The sequence below is a fragment of the Geopsychrobacter electrodiphilus DSM 16401 genome (assembly GCF_000384395.1).
In the GTDB taxonomy this organism is placed as follows: domain Bacteria; phylum Desulfobacterota; class Desulfuromonadia; order Desulfuromonadales; family Geopsychrobacteraceae; genus Geopsychrobacter; species Geopsychrobacter electrodiphilus.
Map to the genome: position 1 here is coordinate 4170670 of NZ_ARWE01000001.1, position 23724 is coordinate 4194393.

20 protein-coding genes are annotated in these 23724 nt (G+C 56.4%); 19 read left to right on the forward strand and 1 reads right to left on the reverse strand.

The window, feature by feature from the left end:
* Positions 1-18: 18 nt before the first annotated feature.
* Complete coding sequence (locus D888_RS0119815) at positions 19-2034, reverse strand: 3-hydroxyacyl-CoA dehydrogenase/enoyl-CoA hydratase family protein (protein ID WP_020678320.1); 2016 nt, start codon at positions 2032-2034, stop codon at positions 19-21.
* A gap of 418 nt (positions 2035-2452) precedes the next feature.
* On the opposite strand from D888_RS0119815, the gene D888_RS0119820 reads away from it, so the two are divergent.
* From D888_RS0119820 to D888_RS0119910, 19 genes are all read left to right on the forward strand, one after another.
* Positions 2453-3319 carry an IclR family transcriptional regulator gene (locus D888_RS0119820; protein WP_020678321.1) on the forward strand — a complete coding sequence of 289 codons (867 nt, stop codon included), beginning with the start codon at positions 2453-2455 and terminating at the stop codon, positions 3317-3319.
* Between the two features lie 68 nt (positions 3320-3387).
* Positions 3388-4179: an acyl-CoA dehydratase activase gene (locus D888_RS0119825; RefSeq protein ID WP_026362518.1), complete on the forward strand. Its 792-nt coding sequence runs from the start codon at positions 3388-3390 to the stop codon at positions 4177-4179.
* A gap of 45 nt (positions 4180-4224) precedes the next feature.
* Complete coding sequence (locus tag D888_RS0119830; protein ID WP_020678323.1) at positions 4225-5481, forward strand: 2-hydroxyacyl-CoA dehydratase subunit D; 1257 nt, start codon at positions 4225-4227, stop codon at positions 5479-5481.
* Positions 5474-7561 (forward strand): acetate--CoA ligase family protein, encoded by a 2088-nt coding sequence (locus D888_RS0119835; RefSeq protein WP_020678324.1) that lies wholly within the window; start codon positions 5474-5476, stop codon positions 7559-7561. The genes D888_RS0119830 and D888_RS0119835 overlap by 8 nt, the downstream gene beginning before the upstream one ends.
* Positions 7562-7713: 152 nt before the next feature.
* Positions 7714-9057 carry an acetyl-CoA hydrolase/transferase family protein gene (locus D888_RS0119840; protein ID WP_020678325.1) on the forward strand — a complete coding sequence of 448 codons (1344 nt, stop codon included), beginning with the start codon at positions 7714-7716 and terminating at the stop codon, positions 9055-9057.
* Positions 9058-9166: 109 nt separating this feature from the next.
* On the forward strand, positions 9167-10510 hold the full coding sequence (locus tag D888_RS0119845; RefSeq protein WP_020678326.1) for a phenylacetate--CoA ligase family protein: 1344 nt from the start codon (positions 9167-9169) through the stop codon (positions 10508-10510).
* A gap of 78 nt (positions 10511-10588) precedes the next feature.
* A complete protein-coding gene (gene iorA, locus D888_RS0119850) occupies positions 10589-12355 on the forward strand; it encodes an indolepyruvate ferredoxin oxidoreductase subunit alpha (protein ID WP_020678327.1) in 1767 nt (588 codons plus the stop codon).
* The gene (locus D888_RS0119855; RefSeq protein WP_020678328.1) at positions 12342-12914 is read left to right on the forward strand and encodes an indolepyruvate oxidoreductase subunit beta; all 573 of its coding nucleotides are present in this window, start codon (positions 12342-12344) and stop codon (positions 12912-12914) included. Before iorA ends, D888_RS0119855 begins: the two co-directional genes overlap by 14 nt.
* A 197-nt stretch (positions 12915-13111) precedes the next feature.
* Complete coding sequence (locus D888_RS0119860; protein ID WP_020678329.1) at positions 13112-13555, forward strand: ACT domain-containing protein; 444 nt, start codon at positions 13112-13114, stop codon at positions 13553-13555.
* Between the two features lie 26 nt (positions 13556-13581).
* Positions 13582-14523, forward strand: a complete 942-nt coding sequence (locus D888_RS0119865; protein ID WP_020678330.1) for a ketopantoate reductase family protein — start codon at positions 13582-13584, stop codon at positions 14521-14523.
* A 35-nt stretch (positions 14524-14558) separates the two neighbouring features.
* Positions 14559-14999 (forward strand): hypothetical protein, encoded by a 441-nt coding sequence (locus tag D888_RS0119870; protein WP_020678331.1) that lies wholly within the window; start codon positions 14559-14561, stop codon positions 14997-14999.
* Positions 15000-15081: 82 nt separating this feature from the next.
* Positions 15082-16023: a ketopantoate reductase family protein gene (locus D888_RS0119875; protein ID WP_020678332.1), complete on the forward strand. Its 942-nt coding sequence runs from the start codon at positions 15082-15084 to the stop codon at positions 16021-16023.
* Between the two features lie 261 nt (positions 16024-16284).
* Complete coding sequence (locus D888_RS0119880) at positions 16285-17340, forward strand: TRAP transporter substrate-binding protein (RefSeq protein ID WP_020678333.1); 1056 nt, start codon at positions 16285-16287, stop codon at positions 17338-17340.
* A gap of 77 nt (positions 17341-17417) precedes the next feature.
* On the forward strand, positions 17418-17915 hold the full coding sequence (locus D888_RS0119885; protein WP_020678334.1) for a TRAP transporter small permease: 498 nt from the start codon (positions 17418-17420) through the stop codon (positions 17913-17915).
* Between the two features lie 38 nt (positions 17916-17953).
* Positions 17954-19240 carry a TRAP transporter large permease gene (locus tag D888_RS0119890; protein ID WP_020678335.1) on the forward strand — a complete coding sequence of 429 codons (1287 nt, stop codon included), beginning with the start codon at positions 17954-17956 and terminating at the stop codon, positions 19238-19240.
* Between the two features lie 85 nt (positions 19241-19325).
* Positions 19326-19748, forward strand: coding sequence for a universal stress protein (locus D888_RS0119895; protein WP_020678336.1), 423 nt, complete (start codon positions 19326-19328; stop codon positions 19746-19748).
* 175 nt (positions 19749-19923) lie between these two features.
* Positions 19924-22248: an aldehyde ferredoxin oxidoreductase C-terminal domain-containing protein gene (locus D888_RS0119900; RefSeq protein ID WP_020678337.1), complete on the forward strand. Its 2325-nt coding sequence runs from the start codon at positions 19924-19926 to the stop codon at positions 22246-22248.
* Between the two features lie 8 nt (positions 22249-22256).
* Positions 22257-23051: an alpha/beta fold hydrolase gene (locus D888_RS0119905; protein WP_020678338.1), complete on the forward strand. Its 795-nt coding sequence runs from the start codon at positions 22257-22259 to the stop codon at positions 23049-23051.
* 401 nt (positions 23052-23452) lie between these two features.
* Positions 23453-23644, forward strand: coding sequence for a YgaP family membrane protein (locus tag D888_RS0119910; RefSeq protein WP_026362520.1), 192 nt, complete (start codon positions 23453-23455; stop codon positions 23642-23644).
* The last annotated feature ends 80 nt before the right edge of the window (positions 23645-23724 follow it).

Here is a 23724-nt window from a genome sequence, read left to right on the forward strand (position 1 = left end):
CGTGTACTCCCTGGCTATTTATTTGCCGATAAAGTTCGGTTTCTGACCGTTAATAATACTGGAAAGTCCGCTCAGTGCATCCTGGGTGGAGAAGATCGTCTTTAACCCGTCGAGCTCCAGCTGCAGTCCAGCCCGCAGCTCCAGCTTCATCCCTTGATCGATGAGATCCATTGCAGTTTTCAGCGCCAGCGGGGCTTTGCGACTTAAGCCCTTGGCCTGCTTCTCAAACCCTGCACGACTCAGCAGCGGATGTTTGAGGTCGCCGTCGAAGGCTGCAAATGCGGCCTCCTCCGCACTCTCTTCGCTGCGGCCGGCCTGGGCTTTTTCCAGTGACACTTCTGCCAGCTCTCGCCAGTCCAGAACCGGCTCAATGATCGCATCAATCAGGCCGAAGGCATAAGCAATTTTCGCATTAATGAACTGACCGCTGGCGATCAACTGCTTGGCGCGGGCGACCCCGATCAGGCGCGGGGCACGTTGGGTGCCGCCGAGGCCGGGATAGATGCCGATGCCGGTCTCCGGGAAGGACAGAACCGATTTTTTGGTGCCGATGCGGTAATTACAGGCCAGAGCCAACTCCAGTCCACCCCCCAGGGTTAACCCATCCAGGTAGGCACAGGTGGTCTTGTCGGAGGCGCTGATCTTGTTCAGCACCTGTTGGCCGAATTCAGTGAAAGCCTGGATTCGTGGCAGGTCATCTGCGGCCATGGCGTCGAGGAAAAACTTGATGTCGGCGCCGGCGATAAAGGCCTTGCCCTTGCCGTGGATGAAGATTTTGTCGATGTCGGTTCGTGCATTGAGTTCATCAACGCAGGCATTGAGTTGAGTCATCACTTGCTCACCGAGTGGGTTCATCCGGTCGGGCAGGTCGAAAATAATAAATCCGTTTTTGCCGATCACTTCACAGGTCACCCAGTTGAGATTCAGCATGTGTGCCTTATCGGCACTGGCCAGACAGCTCGGAACGGACAGGTTCCAGGGTTTAAAAACGCTCTCGACCATCTCTTTGACTCGGCCGGCACCCAGTTTTTGCAACAGCTCAAAAGGGCCCATCGGCCAGCGCAGACCAGCGCGTGCACCCAGGTCGGTGGCGGTCGCATCGATCACCCCTTCGGCGACCATCTGTGCCGCAACCCCGAGGCTGGCACCGACCAGACGGCGGGTAACGACCTCGGCTTGATCTGAGCCATTATTGAGCAGTTGTGCATCCTCGACGTCCCAGTTTTGCCGGGCTTCGACCTGTCGACAGAGGACCTTGGCCGGGGCGTAGAAAGGATCAAGCTCGCTGGCCAGGCCATCGGCGGCATGCATGGCGATCGGCACTCCGGTGGCGTTCATCAGGGCGAAAGGCCCCATGCCGACACCGAAGACCTCGCAGGCGACCCGGTCGATAAAGGCGATACTGCCGCAGCCTTCTTCATAGAGACGGGCAGCTTCGTTCAGCCAGGGAACGAAGAAGCGGTTGACCGCAAAGCCCGGTGCGTCTTTAACCAGAATCGGGGTCTTGTCGTAATAGGTATAAAAGTTTTCCAGCGCGGTGATTATTTCCGGCGCAGTTTTTTTGCCCGGGATGATCTCGACCAGCTTGTTCTTGGCCGCATGATAGAAGTAGTGCACGCCGACCACCCGTTCGGGGGTCGCAAGCTCAGCCGCAATCTCGCTGATCAAAAAGGAGGAGGTGTTGCTGGCGAGGATGCAGTCCGCACCAACCAGGGTCTCCAGTTCAGCGAACAGTCCCTTCTTGACATCCAAATTCTCGAAGATCGCCTCGACCACCAGATCGACCCCGGAAAGTTCGGCTTTTGCGGTAGTGCAGTGCAGCCGCCCGAGGATCTGGTCAAAAGCGGCCTGATCGATCAGGCCACGGGTTAACGCCTCACCCAGGGATGCGCGGATGTGACCGACCCCCTTTTCGAGGAAGGCGTCCTGCTGGTCGACCAGAATGACCGGCAGACCTTTCATGATGAAATGCTGAGCAATCGCCGAACCCATAGTCCCGGCGCCGACAACCCCTACTTTTGTAATCGGTTTCATTGGCCTGTCCTTTTTGGAAAATCAAAGTCGCTAATTTGTTGTTCCGCACTGCGAAATGTTATTTCATTATTTTAGAATCTTATCCAACAACACGGCGTTTGTAAATATTTTTATTCGCATAACCGAACCCATCGTGATTAAACTCTATAAGGCCTTGTTATTACAGGTAACATATATGGCTGCTTATTTTTTTATAACGCTATAAAGCTAACTTAAGGAAGGTGAAAAAGACAAATTCTTTAAATTTAATTTCGCAATGCGAAACTTACGTTCAGAAAACATTGTTTTATCTCTTGACAGAGGGTCTCCTTTTCTATAGACGTTAAATACAAACACAAGACCTGGCAGCAGTCTCCTGACATTATTTTATCTTACCTCAGGCTGTTGCCGGTCCTGTCATTTCCGGAGAATGAAGTCTATGGACGATAGTGCTGACATCACGGAAGATGGACTGAAAGACAGGGGGATCAAGGACGGGTTTATTTCACCCGACGGCCCTGATCAGCCGGTTGAGAATGTTAAAGATCGGCAATTTGTGACGGCTCTGGCACGCGGGCTGGAGGTCTTGCGCAGCTTTAAACCCAGAGACCGGCATCTTGGGAATCAGGATATAGCCTTACGTACCGGCCTGCCTAAACCGACGGTCTCACGCCTGACCTATACCCTGACCCGCATGGGCTATCTCTATCACGATGAAAAACTGGGGAAGTATCAGCTCGGGACCGGTGTTCTTTCCCTGGGATTTTCCTTACTCACCAATATGGACGTGCTCAAAATTGCCCGGCCGCTGATGCAGGATCTGGCCAACTATTCACACACCGTGGTTTCGGTCGGAACCCGTGACCGACTGGGCATGATTTATCTTGATGGGCGGCATAGCACAGATGCCACGGTCTCATTGCGCCGCGAACCAGGGACCCGGGTCCCCATCGCAACGACGGCCATGGGGCGGGCCTTGCTCTGTGGTTTGCCGGTGGATGAGCGCGAACGGCTAATGAATGACATTCGGCAGCGCGACCCGGAGAATTGGCCGAAGCATAAGACCGGTATCGAGCAGGCTCTGCGTGACTACCGGGAGCGTGGTTTCTGTCTGTCCATCGGCGACTGGCGTAGCGATGTCAACGCCGTTGGTGTACCGATGCTGCCGATTGCCGGCTGTCGGTTGTTGACCTTTAACTGTGCTGCACCCTCGTTTGTTCTGCGGCAGCATATGCTGGAGGACGACATCGGGCCGCGACTCGTCAACCTGGTCAGAACGATTGAGTCGGAAGCGGCGCGTTATTGATTAAGAACAGGGACTTTTCCGACCAGAGGACGTCAAGTCGTCCCGGGTCAGGGGAAACGATGGGACCTATGACAACAGCTGTTTTTGTCGGACTGGATATGGGAGCTTCGCGCACCAAGGTCGTCGTCATCGACGCTCAGGGACAGATGCGCGGACATGCCGTCAAAAAATCGGGGATCGATTTCGCCGCGACTGCTGCCTTCTGTCTCGATACTGCGCTGGCACAAACCGGTGCCGCACGCTGCGATATCCTCGCCGCAGTCGCGACCGGTTATGGACGCAACAACGTGGCCTTTATAACCCAGGAGAGCAAAACCGAAATCGGTTGCCACGCCCGGGGCTGTTATCACAGTTTCCCCGAGGCGATCACCATCCTCGACATCGGCGGGCAGGACAACAAGATCATCAAGCTGGACAGTCGCGGGCGGCGCGACAGCTTCAAAATGAACCGTAAATGTGCCGCCGGTACCGGCGCCTTTCTTGAGGAGATGTCGAGTCGCCTCGATATCCCGCTGGCCGAGATGAACGATCTGGCGCGCCAGGCGACCCAGGTGCTCAAGCTCGGCAGCTACTGCACGGTCTTCTCGGCCACCGAGGTGCTTGAGAATATTCGTCATGGCAAGCCGGTCGCCGACATCGTCAAGGGGATCTTTTATTCCATGATCCAGCGCGTGCTGGAGATGGATGCCTTAAGTGAAAAGGTGGTGTTAAGCGGCGGGGTGGTTGCGCACAACCCCTACCTGGTCGAGATGGCCGCCGAATTGATTGGTCGGCCGGTGCTGCTGCCGGAGTTCCCCCAGCTGACCGGTGCCCTCGGCGCGGCCCTTTATGCGCGGGACGGATTTCAGGAATCACCTTAACCAGGATCTAGCCAAAAAGCCCAAACCCTATTTTTCGGAGGAGTCATGGCGCAGGAGAAGCAACCGCAACGCAAGAAGATCGAGGCGACCGGACAGATGATGCAGATCATGTCCGACTACTTCTACGATCTGAACGCCGCCGCTAAGTCGGCAGAGCGCAAGGTCGCCTGGTGTACCAGCGTCGGACCGGCGGAACTACTGCGGGCGATGGGCTTTGCGGTGCACTTTCCCGAGAACCACGCGGCGATGCTCGGCGCGACGCGTATGGCCACCGAGCTGATCCCCGAAGCAAACACCATCGGATACTCGCCTGAAATCTGCTCGTATCTGACCGCCGACATCGGTGCCTACTTAAAGCACGTCTCCCCGCTGGCCAAGGCCTACCCTGGGATTGAAGCGCCGCCCCGCCCCGACGTGCTGGTGTTTAACACCAACCAGTGTCGCGACGTGCAGGACTGGTTCTCCTGGTACGCCAAGGAGTTAAACGTCCCCTGCATCGGCATCTGTTCCCCCAAAAATCATACCGAGGTCAGTGAGGTTCTGATTGATGACGTCAGCCGCCAGATCGAAGCCCTGATTCCGACGCTGGAAGAGGTCTCCGGACAGCCGCTTGATCTACAAAAGTTGCGCGAAGTCGTGGCCCTTTCGCGCGAATGTACCGAACTCTGGCGTCAGGTTCTGGAGACGGCCGCGGCCGCCCCGGCACCCTTAACCTTCTTCGACGCCACTATCCATATGGGTCCGGCGGTGGTGCTGCGCGGCACCCCGCAGGCGGTCGCTTATTACCGCCGACTGCTGGCCGAACTGCAGGCGCGGATCAACAGTGGCACCGGAGCGGTGGACGATGAGCAATTTCGCATCTACTGGGAAGGAATGCCGGTCTGGGGTCGCTTGCGGCAGCATTCGGAGCTTTTTGCCGGTCTGCAAACCAGCGTGCTGGTCTCGACCTACTGCAGTAGCTGGATCTTCCCCGACTTCGATCCGCTTGATCCGATCCGCAGTATGGCCAAGGCCTATCTCAGCCTGTTCATCGTGCGCTCCGACGCCTACAAGGAAACCTATATCAAGCGGATGCTGGAAAAGTTTCATATCGACGGCATCATCTATCACGACGCCAAGACCTGCCCCTGCAATTCGAACAGCCGCTACGGCATGCCGCAGCGGCTGGAGCAGCAGACCGGTATTCCGAGCCTGGTGATCTCCGGCGACCTTAACGACCTGCGCTGTGTGTCGGACGAACAGACCATCACTAATGTTGAAGCCTTTATTGAGCAGCTTGAGGAGAGAAAACACCATGCTTGACGCACTGTTTAAGCCCAAAGCGGTGGCGCTGGTTGGCGCCTCGACCAAAGAGCTTTCCATCGGCAACGTGATTATTCGTAATCTGCTGAAGTACGGCTATACGGGCAAAATTTACCCGATCAATCCGACGGCGGCCGAGGTCTGCGGACTCAAGGCCTATCCGACGCTGGCGGATGTGCCGGGTGAGATCGATCTGGCCCACGTCATCGTCCCGAGTCAGTTTGTGCCCCAGACCATCGAGGAGTGTGGCAAAAAAGGGATCAAGGCGGTGATCATCAATTCCGCCGGCTTCAGCGAGATGGGCGATGAGGGTGCGCGCCTGCAGGCTGAATTTCTGGCCAACGCCAAAAAATACGGCATCCGTGTCTTTGGTCCCAACTGTCAGGGGATTATCAATTCTGATCCGGGCTTAAACGCCTACTGCAACTTCACCTTTACCTTTCCCAAGCCGGGGAACATCTCGGTGGTCGCCCTGTCGGGCGGAGTCGGTGCACTGATCATGCAAGTGCTGGACGATCTGGATATCGGTCAGCGACTCTATGCAAGTAACGGCAACGCCTGCGATGTCTCGATCCCGGAGATTATTGAATATTACGGTGAGGATGAGGGAACCAAGGCGATCATTCTCTATACCGAAGGATTCGATAAACCGCGCGAGTTCCTCGAAGTGACGCGCAAGGTCACGGCCAGAAAACCTGTGCTGGCGATGAAGGCCGGGCGTACCGAACAGGGCGCCAAGGCGGCCTCGTCACATACCGGATCCCTGGCCGGGGTCGATATCGCCACCGAACTGATCTTTGAGAAGATCGGCGTGCTCCCCTTTCACGATGAGGGGGAGATCGTGCGCGCGGCGATGGCCTTTGCAAGTCAGCCGATCCCAAAAGGGAACCGCGTCGGGATTATCACCAATACAGGTGGTCCGGCGGTGATCGCCACCGATGTGCTGGTCGGCTTCGGTATTGAAGTGCCCAAACTCAGCGAGGCCTCAATCGCGCGCCTGCGTGAGACCCAGTTTCCCCAGGCGGCGCTCGAAAACCCGGTCGACGTGGTCGCCACCGCCGGCGGGCCGCAGTTTCGCGCCGCCCTCGAGGTGATGATGGATGATGCGCAGATCGACTGCGTCTATATCAACTTTGTCACTGCTCCCTTCACCGACACCGATGAGGTCGCACGCGAAATCGTCGCCATCAACCGTCAGCGGAGCAAGCCGCTGGTGTGCAATTTCATGACGAATCTCAAGCTGGAGCGTTATCAGAAGACCCAGGCGATTCTGAAAGCGGGGGAGGTCCCCTTCTACGCCAATCCGGGCGATGCGGCCCGGGCCTTGGGAGCACTAGTCAAATACGGCCAGATCCTGAAGCGCGATATCGGTCAGCCGCAGATCTTCGGCGGGGTCGATGCCGCGCGGGCCAAGGCGATCATCGCCAAGGCGCAAGCTGATGGGCGTGCGGTGCTTTCGGCGCTGGAGGTCTACGGCATCTTTGAAGCCTACGGGATTCCGGTTGCTCCCTGGCAGGTGGCGGAGAATGCCGCCCGGGCAGTCGCGGCCGCTGATGGCATCGGCTATCCGGTGGTACTCAAGGTCGACTGCGATGCCATCGATCACAAGAGCGATATGGGTGGTGTCGCGATCAATTTAAAGGATGCCGCGGCCGTGCGTTCCGCCGCTGAAGAGATGCAGAACCGCCTCGGGCATTACGGCAAACTCGGGTTTTTTGTACAGAAATTTCTGCCCGGTGGGCGTGAACTGATCATCGGCGCCAGCGCCGAGCGTGAGCTGGGGCACCTGGTGATGTTCGGTCTCGGCGGCATCTATGTCGAGGTGCTCAAGGACGTGATCTTCAAGATCGCCCCGGTCACCCGGGTTGAAGCCGAAGAGATGTTGGCCGCACTTAAGACCGCCGCGTTGCTCGATGGCGTGCGCGGCGAAGCGGGGATCGACAAGGCGGCGGTGATCGAACTGATTCAGCGCGTCTCGCAACTGCTGGGTGATCTGCCGATGATCGAAGAGATGGATCTGAACCCGATCATGGCTTTTAGCAATGGCGCCTTCGCCGTGGATGGTCGGATCCGGATTTAAACATGCGGGCAACCTCGTTCAGCAACGGCACCCGGTCTACAGCCATTGCCAGCGTCCAACGTTGCCACTTAACTTCCCGCAAGCAACAGCTGCAGCCCGGATACCTTGTCGTGGTCCGCTGACAGGATCGTCCCGTCAAAGGAGTGGAATTGATGCTTAGCAAGACACAAGATTTTATGACCGACTGGCAGCAGAGCTACCGTTCACGGATCACCACGCCAGAGGAGGCGGTCAAGGTCATCAAGTCCGGTGACCGGGTCTTTCTGACCGGCAATGCCTCGGTCCCTCTGCCGCTGCTGGACGCTCTGGTCAAGCGCGCACCCGAACTGCGGGATGTTGAGGTCTGTCACCCGCTGACGATCTGTCCGGCTGACTATGTCGCCCCGGCGATGGCGGGGCACCTGCGCATCAATTCGATGTTTATCAGCGCCAACGTCAGAAAGGCGGTTAACGAGGGGCGGGCCGATTTCACCCCGGTCATGCTCTCTGAGTTTCCCCTGCTCTTCAAAAATGGCCATCTGCCCCTGGATATCGCCCTGATCCATGTCTCGCCACCGGACAGGGACGGCTTCTGTTCTATGGGCGCGGAATCCGGCCTGACCATCTCGGCGGCCGAGGTCTCCAAAATTGTCATCGCTCAGGTTAACACCCAGATGCCGCGCACCCTGGGTGACACCGCCATGCATATCGATAAAATGCATCACATCATCCCATGCGATACCCCACTGTTTGAAATGCCGATGGGGGAGGATGCCGATCAGGCGATCGTCGAGCAGATTGCGGCGCATATTGCCTCGCTTATCCCCGATGGTGCCACCATGCAGCTCGGGATCGGCGCGCTGCCCAATGCCGTACTGAAATTTTTGTTTGATAAAAAGGACCTCGGCATTCATTCCGAACTGATCTCGGACGGCGTCATCGATCTGGTCGAAGCGGGGGTGGTGAACGGGTCGCGTAAAAGTCTGCACCCCGGCAAGATCATCTGCGGCTTCCTGCTCGGCACCAAACGGCTCTATGACTGGGTCGACAACAATCCGCTGGTCGAACTGCACCGCACCGAATACGTCAACGACCCCTTTGTGGTCGCGCAGAACGAGCGGATGGTAGCGATCAATTCGGCCATTGAAGTCGATCTGACCGGCCAGGTTTGCGCCGACAGCATCGGACCGAAGATGCACTCAGCGGTTGGCGGTCAACTGGATTTCATTTTCGGCTCCTCACGCTCCAAGGGCGGGGTGCCGATTATCGCCCTGCCGAGCACCTCGACCCTGCGCGACGGTACGGTCATCAGTAAAATTGTGCCGATGCTGAAACTCGGCGCGGGCGTGGTCACCAGCCGCAATCATGTGCACTTTGTCGTGACCGAATATGGGGTCGCGGATCTCTATGGCAAAACCGTTCGGCAGCGGGCCGCCGCCCTGGCCGACATCGCCCATCCGCGCTTCAGGGATGAGATCAGGGCGCAGGCCCGCGAGTTGAACTACCTTCAGGGCTAGCTGAACCGAAGGGAGAGGTAAAGATCAGGGGGGGGCGATTCTGCAGATCCGATGCGCCGCGATTGCGCACGGAGGCGGACTATTCAAATGTCAGGAAAGGGAGCAGATCATGGCGTGGAGTAAAGAGGAGACGATCAGTCGCGACGAGATGCAGGCGCTGCAGCTTGCGGGACTGCAGAAGACGGTCAGCTATGTTTATGAAAAAAATATCCATTATCGGCAGAAGCTTGATCATTTGGGGATTAAACCGGGTGACATCAAAAACCTGAATGATATCAGTTTCCTCCCCTTTACCACCAAACAGGAGCTGCGCGACAACTATCCTTTTAAAATGTTTACCGCCCCGTTGGTAGATATTATCGAGTATCACGCGACCTCCGGCACGACAGGCAAGCCGATTGCGGTCGGTTATACCCGCGAAGATCTTGATATCTGGTCCGAGGCGATGGCTCGAACCTATACGGGGGCCGGCATCGGCAGTACCGATGTGGTGCAGAACATCTTTGGTTACGGCCTGTTTACCGGCGGGCTGGGTGCCCATTACGGGGCGATCCGGGTCGGGGCGGGGGTTATTCCGATCTCCGGTGGCAATACCCACAAACAGATCATGTTGATGGAGGACTTCGGTACCACCGCGCTGACCTCGACGCCCTCTTTCTTGATGCATATCTTTGAAACCGGCGAGCAGATGGGGGTCGATTTCAAAAAGCTCAACCTCAAGTGGGCCCTCTGCGGGGCCGAGCCCTGGAGTGAATCGATGCGGCATTCGATTCAGCATCTGTTCGGCATCAAAGTCTGCGATATTTACGGCCTCTCGGAAATCACCGGGCCGGGGGTCTCTTTTGAATGTCATGAAGAGCAGAACGGTCTGCATGTCAATGAAGACTTTTTCTACCCGGAGATTATCGATCCCGTTACGGGCGAGGTTCTGCCGGCGGGGGCAGAGGGGGAACTGGTCTTTACCACGATCAACAAGTATGGGCAGCCGCTGCTGCGTTACAGGACCCGGGACATATCGCGATTGACCTATGGCGTCTGTTCCTGTGGTCGGACCCTGGTGAAGATGGCGCGGGTGAGCGGCCGCAGCGATGACATGCTGATTATCCGCGGGGTCAACGTGTTCCCCTCGCAGATCGAAGCGGTGATCCTCAAGCGCGAAGGGGTCTCCCCGCACTACATGGTGGTGATCGAGCGCAAGGGGGTGATGGATTCCCTGCGGGTCAAGGTCGAGGTCACCGAGGAATTCATGCTCAAGGCTGCTGCTGATGTGCTCAAGGGTGCCGAATACGATATTCTCGAAGATGTAACTGCGGTGCGCAGCAAGGTGAAAAACCTGCAGCACGATATTAAGGATATTATCGGCATCAGCGTCGAAGTTCATCTGGTGCCGCCGGGAAGCATTCCGCGCAGCGAAGGGAAGGCCAAGCGGATCGAAGACCGTCGGCCGAAATAGCTACTAGCGTCGTCAAGTCCGAAATCTTGACACTTTATCCGGCGCCCCATGGGCCGCCCATGACAAAGGTAAGTTTTGATGAAAAAAATAATTTCAGGCAATGAGGCCATCGCTCTGGGTTTTGGAGACGCGGGCGGGGTTTTCGCCTCCGGCTACCCCGGGACCCCCAGTACCGAAGTCCTCGAAGAGGTCGCGCGACTGGGCGAGGTTTACTGCGAGTGGGCGTCAAATGAAAAAGTCGCTCTGGAGTCAGCGATAGGCGGTTCTATTGCCGGCGGTCGGGCGCTCTCGACCATGAAACATGTTGGGGTCAACGTCGCGGCCGATGCGCTCCTGACCCTCTCCTATACCGGGATCAACGCCGGACTGATCCTGATGGTCGCCGATGATCCGGGGATGCATTCCTCACAGAACGAGCAGGACAGCCGCAACTACGCCAAGTTCGCCAAGGTGCCGATGCTTGATCCTTCGAACTCACAGGAAGCTTACGACATGGTGCGGGTCGGCTTCGAGATCTCAGAGCAGTTCGACACGCCGCTGATGCTGCGCACCACCACGCGGATCTCCCATGCCAAGGGGGTTGTGGTGCCGCAGGAGAAGATCGTTTCCCAGGTCAAAGCCTGGGAGAAGAACGTCCCCAAGTATGTCATGCTGCCCAACTTCGGCAAGCTGAAGCATATCGAGGTCGAAGCGCGTCTGCTCAAGCTGCAGGAATACGCCGAAACTACCCCCTTGAACCGGACTGAAATGCGCGATACCGAGATCGGCATTATCACCTCGGGAGTCGCCTATCAGCATGTACGTGAAGCCTTTCCGAATGCCTCGATCCTGAAGCTGGGGATGGTGCATCCGCTGCCGGCGCGCAAAATTGCCGAATTCGCAGCTCAGGTCAAGCGCTTGATGATTGTTGAAGAGATGGACGCCATCTTTGAAGAACAGATCCGGGCCATGGGGATCGCGGTTGAGATCGGCAAGAACAAGCTGCCGCTCTGCGGTGAGATCAGCGCCGACATCCTGCGCTTCGCCATTGGCGGCATCAAGAGTGAGACCAGCGCCCCGGTCGTCGGCCTGCCGCAGCGGCCGCCGGTCTTCTGTCCCAGCTGCGCACACCGCGGCCTGTTTACCATCCTCAGCAAGCTCAAGGTCTTTGTCTCCGGCGATATCGGCTGCTACACCCTGGGTGCGCTGCCGCCGATGAGTGCCATGCATTCGGTCATCGACATGGGCGCCAGCATCAGCGCCGCCCACGGCATGGCCAAGGTCAATGCCCTTGCCGGGCGGACCGAAAAGCCGGTGGCGGTGATCGGTGATTCGACCTTCTTCCATTCCGGCATGACCGGGCTGATGAGCATGGCCTATAACGGCGGCAACGCCCTGGTTATCATCATGGACAACCGCACCACCGGCATGACCGGTGGTCAGGAGAATCCCGGCACCGGCAACACCCTGCAAGGGGTGCCGTGTCGTCAGGTCGAGATGGTGCCGCTGGTCAAGGCGCTGGGGATCGATAATGTGTTCGAATTGAACGCCTACGATCTCAAGGAGACCGAAGCCGCAATCAAGAAGGGGCTCGAAACCCCGGGGCCCTACGTGCTGATCGACAGGAATCCCTGTATTCTGCGTTATAAAATCCGCAAGCAGGCGATGCATGTCGACCAGGAGAAATGCACTGGCTGTCGCGCCTGCCTCAAGGTGGCGTGCATGGCCCTGGGGCTGACTGCCTCCGGGGAAAAGCAGAAGGTGCGGGTCGATCCCAATGTCTGTAACGGCTGCGGGGTCTGCAAGCAGATGTGTAAATTCGATGCAATGCACACCATAGAAGGGGCCAACAATGCAAATCTTTAATATCGTTATTGCCGGTGTCGGTGGTCAGGGCGTGCTGATGGCCTCCAAAGTCCTCGCTGAAAGTGCGTTGGTCAGCAACATGGACGTCAAGCAGAACGAAGTCCACGGTATGGCCCAGCGTGGTGGCAGCGTCATCAGCTTTGTGCGCATCGGCGATGAGGTCGCTTCGCCGGTGGTCATGCCCGGCACCGCCGACATGCTGATCTCCTTTGAACCGCTGGAGGCGTTGCGCTACATCCATTATCTCAAGCCGGGCGGACGGCTGGTCTACAACAAGATCTCGATCAACCCGAGTACCGTGGCCGCCGGCATGGCAATCTACCCGGATGATGTGGAACAGCAGATTGCCGCTATCTGTCCGGACGCGCTGGGGATTGACGCCCTTGCCATCGCCCGTGAAGCGGGCAATGGCAAGGCGATGAATATGGTGATGGTCGGCACGGTGATGGAGCATCTACCCTTTAAGGATGAGGTCATTACTGCGGTCGTCAAGCAGATATCAAAAGGCAAAGGGGTCGAGGTTAACCTCAAGGCGCTGGCTGGCGGTGCTGCCGCTTGAGATTGATTTGTTGACTTGAGCAAACCGTTCTGTGTTTCGGTGAAGGCATCTGGGCAACCGCCGGCACCTGCGTCCCAACGTTGCCACTTGACTTCCCGCTGGCACCGGCGGTAGCCCAGATGCTGCAAGAGTCGTTATGGGTGCTGGAACATTTTCCAAAAAGTCGTTGTAACCGGGAGGGGGCAAGGGAGTCGCTTATGAAACTGAAGCAGATATCGATATTTCTCGAAAATTCCCCCGGGCGCCTGTACGCGGCGACCCAGGCGCTGGGCGAGGCCGGACTCAATCTGAGATCGCTCTCGATCAGTGACATTTCCGGGTTCGGGGTGCTGCGCGTGCTGGTCTCCGATGTCGCCAGGGCGCGTCAGGTGATCATGGCGAAGCAGCTCCCGGCGAGGGTTGACGAGGTGGTCGCAGCCGAGATTGACGATACCCCCGGCAGTCTGGCCCGAGCCCTTAAGGTGTTGATGGAGAGTAAGGTCAACGTTGATTATATGTACGCCCTGGCGGGGACCTCTTCGGGAAAAGCGGTCATGGTTTTTTGCTTCAGCGACAATGATCTGGCGATCAAACTGCTGCAGGAGCATAAGATCAAAATCCTTGATGCCGAATCTTTCGGAATTTTAGAAGGCCCGGTTTAGGCGGCCCACTCAGGGAGGTTGTGAGTATGGAGAAGTCAGATTATCGTCCGAAAAAATTTGCTGTCATCGGGGCTGGCCCCGTCGGTGGGATCGTGGCAGCCTTTCTGTCCAGGGGGGGCTACGAGGTCACGCTCTGTGATATTGTCCCGGCCCTGCTGACGCCAGCGCTGGCACCCGGGATTCTGCTCGAAGGTGCCGATAACTTTCAGGCCCGGGTGACGCGCACTACCACCAATATTGACGACTTGATCAATGATCCGCCCGACGTGATTTTCATCACCGTCAAGGCCACGGCTCTGCCCTTGATCGCCTCGGCTCTGGAGGGTTTTGTCGGCCCAGGGCGCTACGTGATCAGCTGGCAGAACGGCATAGACACCGAGCTGGAGCTGGCGAAGCATCTGGGGAACAAGGCGGTGATGCGTGGGGTGGTCAATTTTGGCTGTGTCCCGCTCAGCCCGGGGCATATACGTCTGGCTTTTCATAACCGTCCCCATTATTTACAGGAGCTCGATCCCGAATCAAAGGCTGCCGCCGAAGGAATTTGTCAGGTTTTGACCGAGTGCGGGCTTGATACCCTGCACACTGACCAGATTACCGACATGGTCTGGCGTAAGACGGTCTTGAATGCCTGCATGAATCCGATCTGTGCGGTGGCCGGTATGACCATGGGCGAGATTATTAATGATCCGGTCACCTTCAATCTGGTGGATGCGTTGATCAAAGAGGGGATCGCGGTGGCCCGTTTCAATGAATTTTCGCTGGGCTCGAACTATTACCCCTATGCGATCAACTACATCAAAAATGCCGGTAATCACAAGCCATCGATGCTGCAGGATATTGAGGCCAAGCGCCGCACCGAGGTCGATTTTATTAATGGCAAAATTATTAAATACGGGAAGCAGGTGGGCCTCCCTACCCCCTATAACGAAATGATTCGCGGGCTGGTCAAGGCGCTGGAACCCAAATAAGCCGAAGGATTGATTTTATGCCAAGGAAGTTATCCATGAAATTACAGCAGCTCTCCATCCCGCTTGAAAATTCCCCCGGTCGGCTGCATGAGGTCACCCGGGCGCTGGGGGATGCCGGGATCAACCTGCGGGCGCACTGTATATGCGACTCGGCCCACGATTTCGGCGTGCTGCGGATTCTGGTCTCGGATCTGGCGGCGGCGCGCGCGGTCATCATGGAAAAATATATTCCGGCCCGAGTTGAAGATGTAGTCGCGGTCGAGATTGAAGACGTCCCCGGAAGTCTGGCGGATCTGCTCGGTTTTTTTCTGGGGACCAGAGTCAATGTGGAATACATGTACGCCGTCGCCGGAGCGAATCTGGAAAAGGCCGTGATGGTTTTTCGGTTCAATGCCATCGATCAGGCGCTCGAAATTCTGCAAAAGAATGGGATCAGACTGCTCGATGCAAAATCGTTCGGCATTCTGGTGAAATAGGTTAACGATTTCAAGGATAGAACTTTTGCCACAGAATCGACGGGCCAGGTCTTGATCGCCTTTTTGATTCAGGGAGCTAGCAATGCAGGATAAAAGCAGTTACAGACCGCAGAAGTTCGCTGTTATCGGCGCTGGTCCGGTGGGGTGTATCGTGGCTGCGTTCCTCGCGCGCGGGGGCTACCAGGTGACGCTCTGTGATATTCAGCCGAGCCTGCTTGAGCCCGCGCTGAACCCTGGAATCGTTCTTTCTGGGGCCGAAGATTTTCAAGCACGGGTGACAAAAACCCTGACCCGGGTAGATGCCCTGGCCGAGGATCCCCCCGATGTGGTGATTGTAACAGTCAAGGCCACGGTGCTGCCGATCATCGCCTCGGCCCTGGAAGCGGTGGTCGGACCGGGACGTTATGTCGTCAGCTGGCAGAACGGAATCGACACCGAACTGGTACTGGCGGAACGGCTGGGGAAAAAACATGTCATGCGTGCGGTGGTTAACTACGGCTGCATCCTGGAGGGGCCGGCTGAAGTCAGGCTCGCTTTTCATCATCGGCCGCACTATCTGCAGGAGTTGGCGGCGGAATCGCGCGAGGCGGCTCTCGGGATCTGTCAGGCCTTGACCGCCTGTGGACTCGACACCCTGCACACCGACCAGATTCGCAACATGGTCTGGACCAAGACGGTCAATAACTCCTGCATGAATCCGGTCTGCGCCGTCACCGGCAAGACCATGTTCGAGGTCATCAATGATCCGATTGTCTTCAGTCTGGTCGAGGCGTTATTGAAAGAAGGGGTCAGGGTCGCGCGGGCGAATGAGCTTTTGCTGGGTGCGGATTTTTACCCGGAATGTCTCGACTATATCAAGGAGGCCGGTCAGCACAAACCGTCGATGTTGCAGGATATTGAAGCGAAACGGCGGACTGAAATCGATTATATCAATGGCAAAATCATGGAATACGGTGAACGGGCCGGGGTGCCGACCCCCTATAACATGGTCTTGCGCAGTCTGGTCAAGGCGCTTGAACCTTAGTCCGCAGGGGATAAACCACTGGCTTGAATGGAACGGTAATGACCATTCAGCAAATCTTAATGGTGAATCAAAACATACGGTTTAATTGACTAAAAATAAATAGAACGGGGTTATTTTCAAGTCCGGCATTCCTTGACGCAAGGGAGTTTTAACGCTACTCTTGCCGATATTTGAGCTTGTTTACGGTCTGTATGTTTGAGGATCAAACCCAACTTTCACCAATTCGTGGTGAAAGACTCACCACCCCGTAGGAGGTGTCCGATGAAGAGAACATTCGTTTTGTCCAATCTGCTTGCCCTGCTGATCGTCTGTTTGATGGCCAGCACGCTGTTCGCGGCTGGAGCGAAAAAAGATCCATTGGCCAACTGGAAGACAAAATTTGATTATTCGAAGGCCGAATATACCTATATTTTGTCGAATATTTCTCACCCGGTGATTGAAGGGGTTGCGAACGGTTACAACATTCGCGACTCATTGTGGAAAAAATCCAATGGCCGTATCTATGTCGACTACCGCCCGCTGGCCCAACTCGGTGGTGAGAAGGATGTTATCTCCAAACTGAAAATCGGTGCGGTTCAGGGGATGCTGGCTTCCTCAGTGGCTTCGGCCAACATTGCCGAGAAACTTGGCGTCGTCAACCTGCCTTATGTTGTCGATACCTATGATAAGCTCGACCAGTTTCGCGCTGACCCAGAACTCTGGGGGCCCTACAGCACCAGCGCTCTGTCGGCCGGGCTGATGGTGGTGGATATTGTCAATTATGGCGAGTACGGCTGGGCGACCACCACGCCGGTGCGTAACCTTGAGGATGCCAAAACGGTTAATTTCCGGATTGCCGAAGCACCGGTTAACATCGATGTTTATAAGGCCTGGGGCCTGAAATTTACCGTCATGCCCTGGCCGGACGTGCCGCAAGCCCTGCAGACTGGCGTTATCAACGGTCTCGACCATACGGCCATTGTCTGCAACATCACCAAAAAGTTTACCATCGCCAAATACTTTACCGAGTTGAACTACGCGCAGGGACTCTTTGTTCATCTGGTGAACAAGCGCTGGTTCGATAAACTGCCTGCCGACCTGCAAAAGATTTTCCTGGAAGTTGTCGCCGAGGAAAGCGCCAAGACCCGTGCCCTGACCCGTGTCCAGCATGATACCCAGATTGCCAAAGCCAAAGCGGCAGGGGTGGAATTTTTTCAACTCTCGCCAGCCGATAAGACAACCCTGATTAAGGAAGCGGCTCCAGTTTATGCCTCCTGGGGCAAGAAAATTGGCCCTGACTATCTGGCCAAAGTTCGCAGCAAGTTGGGCGATAATTAAACACTGAACTTTTTCGATTATCTGCTTGGGACCGGGGAGGATTGCTCCCCGGTCCCAAGCAGCCAGGGTGATGCCGCATGCTGAAAAAAACGTTTGAGACAATCGACCGAGTTTTCGGTTGGATCGAAGACTGGTCACTCCTGCTGTCGGTCATCATTGCGCTGCTGGTGGCCATGGCCAACGTATTGCTGCGCAAGTTCACCGCCGACTTCAACCTCTACTGGTCGGACGAAGTAGTACGCAAGACCATCTACGTCTCCACCTATATCGGCTGCGTTGTGGCGATCCGCAACCGTTCGATGATCCGCATTGATGCCCTGCCGCAAATGGTTCCCTGGTTAAAAAAACCGCTGACCGTGTTTTCCCATCTGGTCGTTCTGCTCTTCTCTGCCTGCATGATCTATCTGGGGGGAATGATGACCCATATGCAGTATCTGGATATCTACGCCAAAACATCCAGCCTGCGAATCCCCGAATGGATCTTTTATGCGGTGTTGCCGATGATGGGGGTGATGATGTTCGTACGCACCCTGATGGTGCTTGCCGACGACTGGAAGGAGGGGGCGAACAGCTGAGGATGGCCCGCCATCCTGACTGACCTGCCCGAACCCTTATGGAAACCTCTTACCTGCTTATTCTCGTATTACTCCTTGGCCTGATGGGAGCAACCGTCCCTGTTTTTATGGCCCTGTTTTTCACCGGCACCGTTGGCCTGGTTTTTTTACTCGGCATTGATCCGCAGATCGTGATCGAGGTGCTCTATCGCAGTATGGACAAGTTCGCCCTGGTGGTGGTGCTGTTCTTCATCCTCTGTGGCAATATCATGACCACCGGATCCATCGTCCAGAAACTGATCAAAACCGCCAACTGCCTGGTCGGGTTTTTACCCGGCGGACTGGCGATGGCGGGCATCCTGGCCTGCGGTTTCTTCGGTGCCATCTCAGGCTCGACGGTCGCCACCGTGGTCGCCATCGGCGGGTTCATGATCCCGGCGCTGATCGACAACGGCTACGATGAGCAATTCTCGGTTGGTATCATGACCACCGCGCCCAACCTGGGGATCATCATTCCGCCGTCGATTGCGATGATTTTGTACTCGATGGTCAGTAATGACCCGCTTGAGGCGTTGTTTCTCACTGGCTTCATCCCCGGCATCCTGATCATGGCAGCGATGAGCCTCTACGCCTACTTTTACTGCAAGCGTCGGAAGTACCCCACAATCCCGCGCCCCAGTTTTAAAGAGATTCTCGCTGTCCTGCGCGAGAGCGTCTGGGCGCTCTGCCTGCCGGTCTTGATTTTCGGTGGTATTTACTCGGGGCTGTTCACGGCCAACGAGGCAGCGGTGGTCGCCTGCTTCTATGCTTTTTTTGTTGAAATGTTCGTCCATAAAGACCTCAAACTGTCCGACGTGCGCAAGATCATCGTTTCTTCGTCGGTGACCTCGGCGACCCTGCTTTCGATTGTTGCCGGTGCCTCGGTCTTTGGTGAATACCTGACCTTCGAGCAGATTCCCAACAAGATCGCCAACGCCGTCGTCGATCAAATCCATTCCCCCTGGGTGTTTTTGCTGGCGGTCAATATTCTGCTGCTGATCGTTGGCATGTTTATGGATATTATCTCGGCCACCCTGATCCTGACCCCGATCTTTTTGCCGATGCTCGGACCTTTCGGCATCAACAGCATGCATTTCGGGCTGCTGATGACCATCAACCTGGGGATCGGGTACTGTACGCCACCGCTGGGGGTCAGCTTGTATATCTCCGGCGCGGCGGTCAACCGCAACCTGCTTTATGTCTCCCGAGCGGTGATGCCGACCCTGCTCATCCAGATCGCCGTTCTGTTAGTTTTGACCTATTGGCCAGATCTTGTCCTCTTCTTGCCGCGTCTGGTTTACGGCTGATGGTGTCGCAAAAAGTTCGTTTTGCAGCGTTGCCGCAGTTTTTTGATAGGGTCATTAAGAGAATTTCTCCACCAGGGAGGCGCAGATGAATGCACGAATTCTGATTCCGGTCGATGACACTGAAACCACCGAAAAGGCGATCAGCGGTTTTCTTCGCAACCAAACACATTTTGCGGACAGTGTGATTCTGCTGCATGTGCTGGAGGACAAACTCGCGTACCGGATGATCCCGCCTGAGCAGATTAAGATGATTCAGGAACGCTCCCGACAGGCTGCGCAGCAGATGCTGGAGCACTTCAGTGAGCGCTTCAAGGCCGCCGGATTTCATCCCGAACTGCGCATCAAAAGTGGTGATCCCATCGCGGTCATCAGGCGGATTATCACCGAAGAGGAGATTTTTCTGCTGGTCATGGCGCGGCATAAGGCGGGCGAGGTCAGCGATGTGCTGTTCGGCTCGGTGACCAACGCCTTGATGCACAAGGTGAACTGCCCGATGTTGTTGTTTTAAGGCCGCTTCCGGTGACCTGTGATCGAGGCCTGTTGCCTCCGTTGTGCTTCAGCTTCGCTGAGGCCAAAAGCATCCCCCTTCTCCTGTCTGCGTGACCTGAATGCTGGCGATCTGATGCGCAGACGCGCAGTTTACCTGAGAAGCGTGCCGCAAAGATTCAAGCAGTGAGGTTAAAATGCATATCAGACAGCGTGTCGAACAACTCTTAAAGCGCATGCATGAGCAGCCGCAGTACCCCAGCCAGGGTGCCGTGCTCTTCGTTGATCTTGAAAACCGCAGTTTTCAGCGTGGCTATTTGCCGCTGACGATGGTGCAGAATTTTCTGGCCGGGCGCGGTGGCAACATGGTGCTGCTTTACAACCTGCTGCAGGAAGAGAAGGACGCACTCGACCCCGAGGTACCGCTGATCTTCGGGGCCGGGGTCTTGACCAGCCATATGCCCGCGGCCACCCGCGGCAACGTCACCAGCCGCTCGCCGGAGAGTCGCGCGATCCTCGACAGCAACGCCGGCGATTACTTCCCCAGCTATCTCAAACGTCAGGGCTACGACCATCTGGTCTTGTATGGGCGTAATCCGCAGTGGACCCTGCTTAAAATTGAGCAGGAGCGGGTGTTATTTCTTGATGCCAGCCCCTATCACGGCATGGATAATATCGAATTTACAGCCGCAATCGAACGGGATTTTGTTTGTCATGAGCGCAAGGATCTGGCGATGGCGCGGATCAGTAGCGCCGGTGAAAATCAGGTGCTGTGCAGCGGGATCATGGCGGGTGAAAAAGCGATCTGGGGGCGCGGCGGCGGCGGCGCCAAGATGGGTTCCCTGCACCTGAAGGCGATCCTCATCCAGGGGAAACCCCCGGAATTTGAACTTTCGGCGGCGCACAAACAGCAGAACCGTGAACTGGGTAAAAAAATTCTCAGTGCGAGTGTGGTTCAGAACGCGCTGAAAAAGGTCGGTACGCCCTTCCTCTACAAGCCGAGCCGGGTGCTGGGGGCGATGGGGACAAAGAACAATCAGGAGACCACCTGGTTCGACAGCCTGGATGCGGATAACTTTGACCCCTATCGCCCGGGGATGAGCGGCTGCTACAGATGCCCGGTCTGTTGCCGGGCGAATAACGACATGCTCCCCGGTGGCAAAGGGGGCTGGGGTGCCAGCGCCTTGACCGGTCTCAACGGCAACGCCAGTTATGACAAAGAGCAGAGCGCCCTGGAACATCACAAGCGCCGCAGCTACAACGGCATTAACCACGATGGCAAGTTCGACAAGTACGACAAGGGGGAAGGACCCGAATATATCATCGTCGGTAAATTCGGACCCAATATCGGCATTAAGGAGCCCGAGCAGGTATTAAGGCTCAACAATATCATCAACGATCTGGCTCTCGACGCCAGCAGCACCGGCAGCGCCATCGCCTGGGCGATGGAACTTTATCAGCGCGGTATCATCGACCGGAAGACCACCGGTGGGCTGGATTTGCGTTGGGGGAACTATCCGGTCATCGAGCAGCTGCTGTTTCTGACCGCCAAATGCGAGGGCTTCGGCGCGACCATCGCCGCCTCCACGCGCGCCGTCGAAAAAGGGCTATATCCGCCCGAAGCCCTTGATTACTGCATGGCCTCCAAGGGGCTGTTTCAGTCCGACCCCCACGATGCACGGATCCTCAAGGCTTTCGCCCTGGGGTTGGCGGTGGCGACACGCGGCATGGACCATCTGCGCAACCGCGCGACCCTCGAGATCAACGCGCGGATCAACGATGACGCCGCCTTCAAGACCGCACTCTACGGAGGGCTGGTTTCGCCCGAACCGACCTCCTACCTTGGGAAGGAGTACGCGGTCCGGCGTTGTGAAAACACCTTTGCCGTCGGTGATGCGCTCGGCATGTGCCGCTTTAATACCAAGCTCTTTAATTCACCCAATACCCCTGACCTTGAAGACTTTGCCGAGCAGTTGACCGCCCTGACCGGCCTCGATTTTAGCGCTGCACAGTTGGATGAAATCGGGCGCAGCATCACTGGCCTCGAGCGGATGCTTAACTTTCGTCTCGGCCTGCGCGGAGCGGATGACAGTCTGCCGCCGCGCTGGTTCGAAGAGCCGATCAAGGTCGGTCCCTTTACCGGTGAAAAGCTTGATCGCCGGCAGTTTGCCGCGCTTAAACAGCGGTTCTATCAGCTGACCGGTCTGAACAGCGAGGGTGTTCCGACTCTGGACTGGCACCGTCAGATTGCCCAAATCGTGACCGGGTACCACATCACGGTCAAATTTCCCCATGAGCTTTTCGGCATCCCGGAACAGGGCATTATTGTCGATAAGCAGGTCGCAAATCTGGCCGAGTTGCGCCAGCTTTTGCGCCACAAGCTGCCTGAGGCCAGGACGCTCTTGAACGATGCGAACCTCAATATCATCCTCAACGGTCAGATGATTCTGGCGGGCGAAGACCAGACTGAAATTCCTAACGGGAGTGAAGTCTGTCTGCTCTCCTACGTGGCCGGAGGCTAGTACTCCCCATGCAGGAGACTCAGGGGTTTTTCTCCATTGATGGGCGGCAGCTCGAGTATCAGCTGTTCGCCCCGTCCAAACCCTGTGATCTGACCCTGGTGCTGCTGCATGAAGGGTTGGGCTGTGTCGCGATGTGGAAGGATTTTCCGCGTCAGCTTGCCGAACTGACTGGTTGTTCAGTGCTCAGCTACAGCCGCGCCGGGTATGGCGGCTCGGATCCTTGCCCCCTGCCCCGGCCCCTCAACTTCATGCACCATGAAGCGCTCGACGTTCTGCCGAAAATACTCACTGCTGCGGCAATAGAACAAGCCGTACTGATCGGTCACAGCGACGGGGCCTCTATCGCCCTGATCCACGCCGGCGGACTTGTCGACCCGCGCATTTTGGGGCTGGTTCTGATGGCCCCGCATGTCTTCGTCGAGGAGCTCACCCTGGCCAGTATTCGTGCGGCCAAAGTCGCCTACGAAAAAACAGATCTGCGCGCGCGGCTGACGCGTTATCATAACGCTAACGTCGATTGTGCCTTTTTCGGCTGGAATCAGGTCTGGCTCGATCCGGATTTTCGGGATTGGAATCTTGAAGCCTATCTGCCGCAGATTGAGGTTCCGGTGTTGCTGATCCAGGGTGAAGATGACAACTACGGTACTGTCCGACAGTTAGAAGCCATCCAGACGCAACTCTCAGGGAATGGGGAGCTGCTGCTCCTGCCTGAATGTGGACACTCTCCCAGTCGTGACCGGCCGGCAGAGACACTGCGGGCCATCACTGATTTTCTGCAGCATCATTTCAAGGTGGTCTCCTAGTCCTCGGGTCTTAAGGCCAGCAAACCGCACTCTTTTCAGAACTGCAGGTGACGGGCTGTATTGAGCTGAAAATCGCTGATCTTCCACCCGGCCAACTGAGAATCAACCCCCTGCAGCAAGGCCAGCTGTTAAGAAAAAAGATGGCAGTGATCAATATTCTGGGCGGCAGTGGGGGAATCAGCAAGCGGAACCACAATGCGCGGTATGGGTGCCTCCTTTTGAGGATGCAGGATTTTTTTTGGCAGAGTGTTACCGCAAGGGTTGAGTGCGATGGAGGCTTGACAGCGCAAATATTTTATATATATATTTGTTTGCATGTTAAGACTGAAGTCCGAGTCGTTCTAAAGCGACTGAAAAGATTTGAGCAGGATCATTGTCCCTGGCCCGAAGGAGAATTTTTTATGACCGTAAATCGTTATCTGCGTATGATCGCAGGTTTTTTTGTTGTATTGAGCGTTGTGCTCTCTCAGATATATTCCCCCAACTGGCTCTATTTTACTGGCTTTGTCGGATTGAATCTGTTTCAGAGCGCTTTTACTAAATGGTGTCCGATGATCAGTATCCTGCGGAAGCTGGGTGTTGCCGACGACTGATTCGGCCATGTTCATCGCTGCGCTGCAGGGCGTAAAAAAAATGGGCTGCCTTGTGAAAGGCAGCCCATTTTTTATCCAGG

Bases quoted from the DNA above. Each gene is read 5' to 3' on its own strand.
- D888_RS0119815 (WP_020678320.1), bottom strand. From the start codon at position 2,034: ATGAAACCGATTACAAAAGTAGGGGTTGTCGGCGCCGGGACTATGGGT.
- D888_RS0119820 (WP_020678321.1), top strand. From the start codon at position 2,453: ATGGACGATAGTGCTGACATCACGGAAGATGGACTGAAAGACAGGGGG.
- D888_RS0119825 (WP_026362518.1), top strand. From the start codon at position 3,388: ATGACAACAGCTGTTTTTGTCGGACTGGATATGGGAGCTTCGCGCACC.
- D888_RS0119830 (WP_020678323.1), top strand. From the start codon at position 4,225: ATGGCGCAGGAGAAGCAACCGCAACGCAAGAAGATCGAGGCGACCGGA.
- D888_RS0119835 (WP_020678324.1), top strand. From the start codon at position 5,474: ATGCTTGACGCACTGTTTAAGCCCAAAGCGGTGGCGCTGGTTGGCGCC.
- D888_RS0119840 (WP_020678325.1), top strand. From the start codon at position 7,714: ATGCTTAGCAAGACACAAGATTTTATGACCGACTGGCAGCAGAGCTAC.
- D888_RS0119845 (WP_020678326.1), top strand. From the start codon at position 9,167: ATGGCGTGGAGTAAAGAGGAGACGATCAGTCGCGACGAGATGCAGGCG.
- iorA (WP_020678327.1), top strand. From the start codon at position 10,589: ATGAAAAAAATAATTTCAGGCAATGAGGCCATCGCTCTGGGTTTTGGA.
- D888_RS0119855 (WP_020678328.1), top strand. From the start codon at position 12,342: ATGCAAATCTTTAATATCGTTATTGCCGGTGTCGGTGGTCAGGGCGTG.
- D888_RS0119860 (WP_020678329.1), top strand. From the start codon at position 13,112: ATGAAACTGAAGCAGATATCGATATTTCTCGAAAATTCCCCCGGGCGC.
- D888_RS0119865 (WP_020678330.1), top strand. From the start codon at position 13,582: ATGGAGAAGTCAGATTATCGTCCGAAAAAATTTGCTGTCATCGGGGCT.
- D888_RS0119870 (WP_020678331.1), top strand. From the start codon at position 14,559: ATGAAATTACAGCAGCTCTCCATCCCGCTTGAAAATTCCCCCGGTCGG.
- D888_RS0119875 (WP_020678332.1), top strand. From the start codon at position 15,082: ATGCAGGATAAAAGCAGTTACAGACCGCAGAAGTTCGCTGTTATCGGC.
- D888_RS0119880 (WP_020678333.1), top strand. From the start codon at position 16,285: ATGAAGAGAACATTCGTTTTGTCCAATCTGCTTGCCCTGCTGATCGTC.
- D888_RS0119885 (WP_020678334.1), top strand. From the start codon at position 17,418: ATGCTGAAAAAAACGTTTGAGACAATCGACCGAGTTTTCGGTTGGATC.
- D888_RS0119890 (WP_020678335.1), top strand. From the start codon at position 17,954: ATGGAAACCTCTTACCTGCTTATTCTCGTATTACTCCTTGGCCTGATG.
- D888_RS0119895 (WP_020678336.1), top strand. From the start codon at position 19,326: ATGAATGCACGAATTCTGATTCCGGTCGATGACACTGAAACCACCGAA.
- D888_RS0119900 (WP_020678337.1), top strand. From the start codon at position 19,924: ATGCATATCAGACAGCGTGTCGAACAACTCTTAAAGCGCATGCATGAG.
- D888_RS0119905 (WP_020678338.1), top strand. From the start codon at position 22,257: ATGCAGGAGACTCAGGGGTTTTTCTCCATTGATGGGCGGCAGCTCGAG.
- D888_RS0119910 (WP_026362520.1), top strand. From the start codon at position 23,453: ATGACCGTAAATCGTTATCTGCGTATGATCGCAGGTTTTTTTGTTGTA.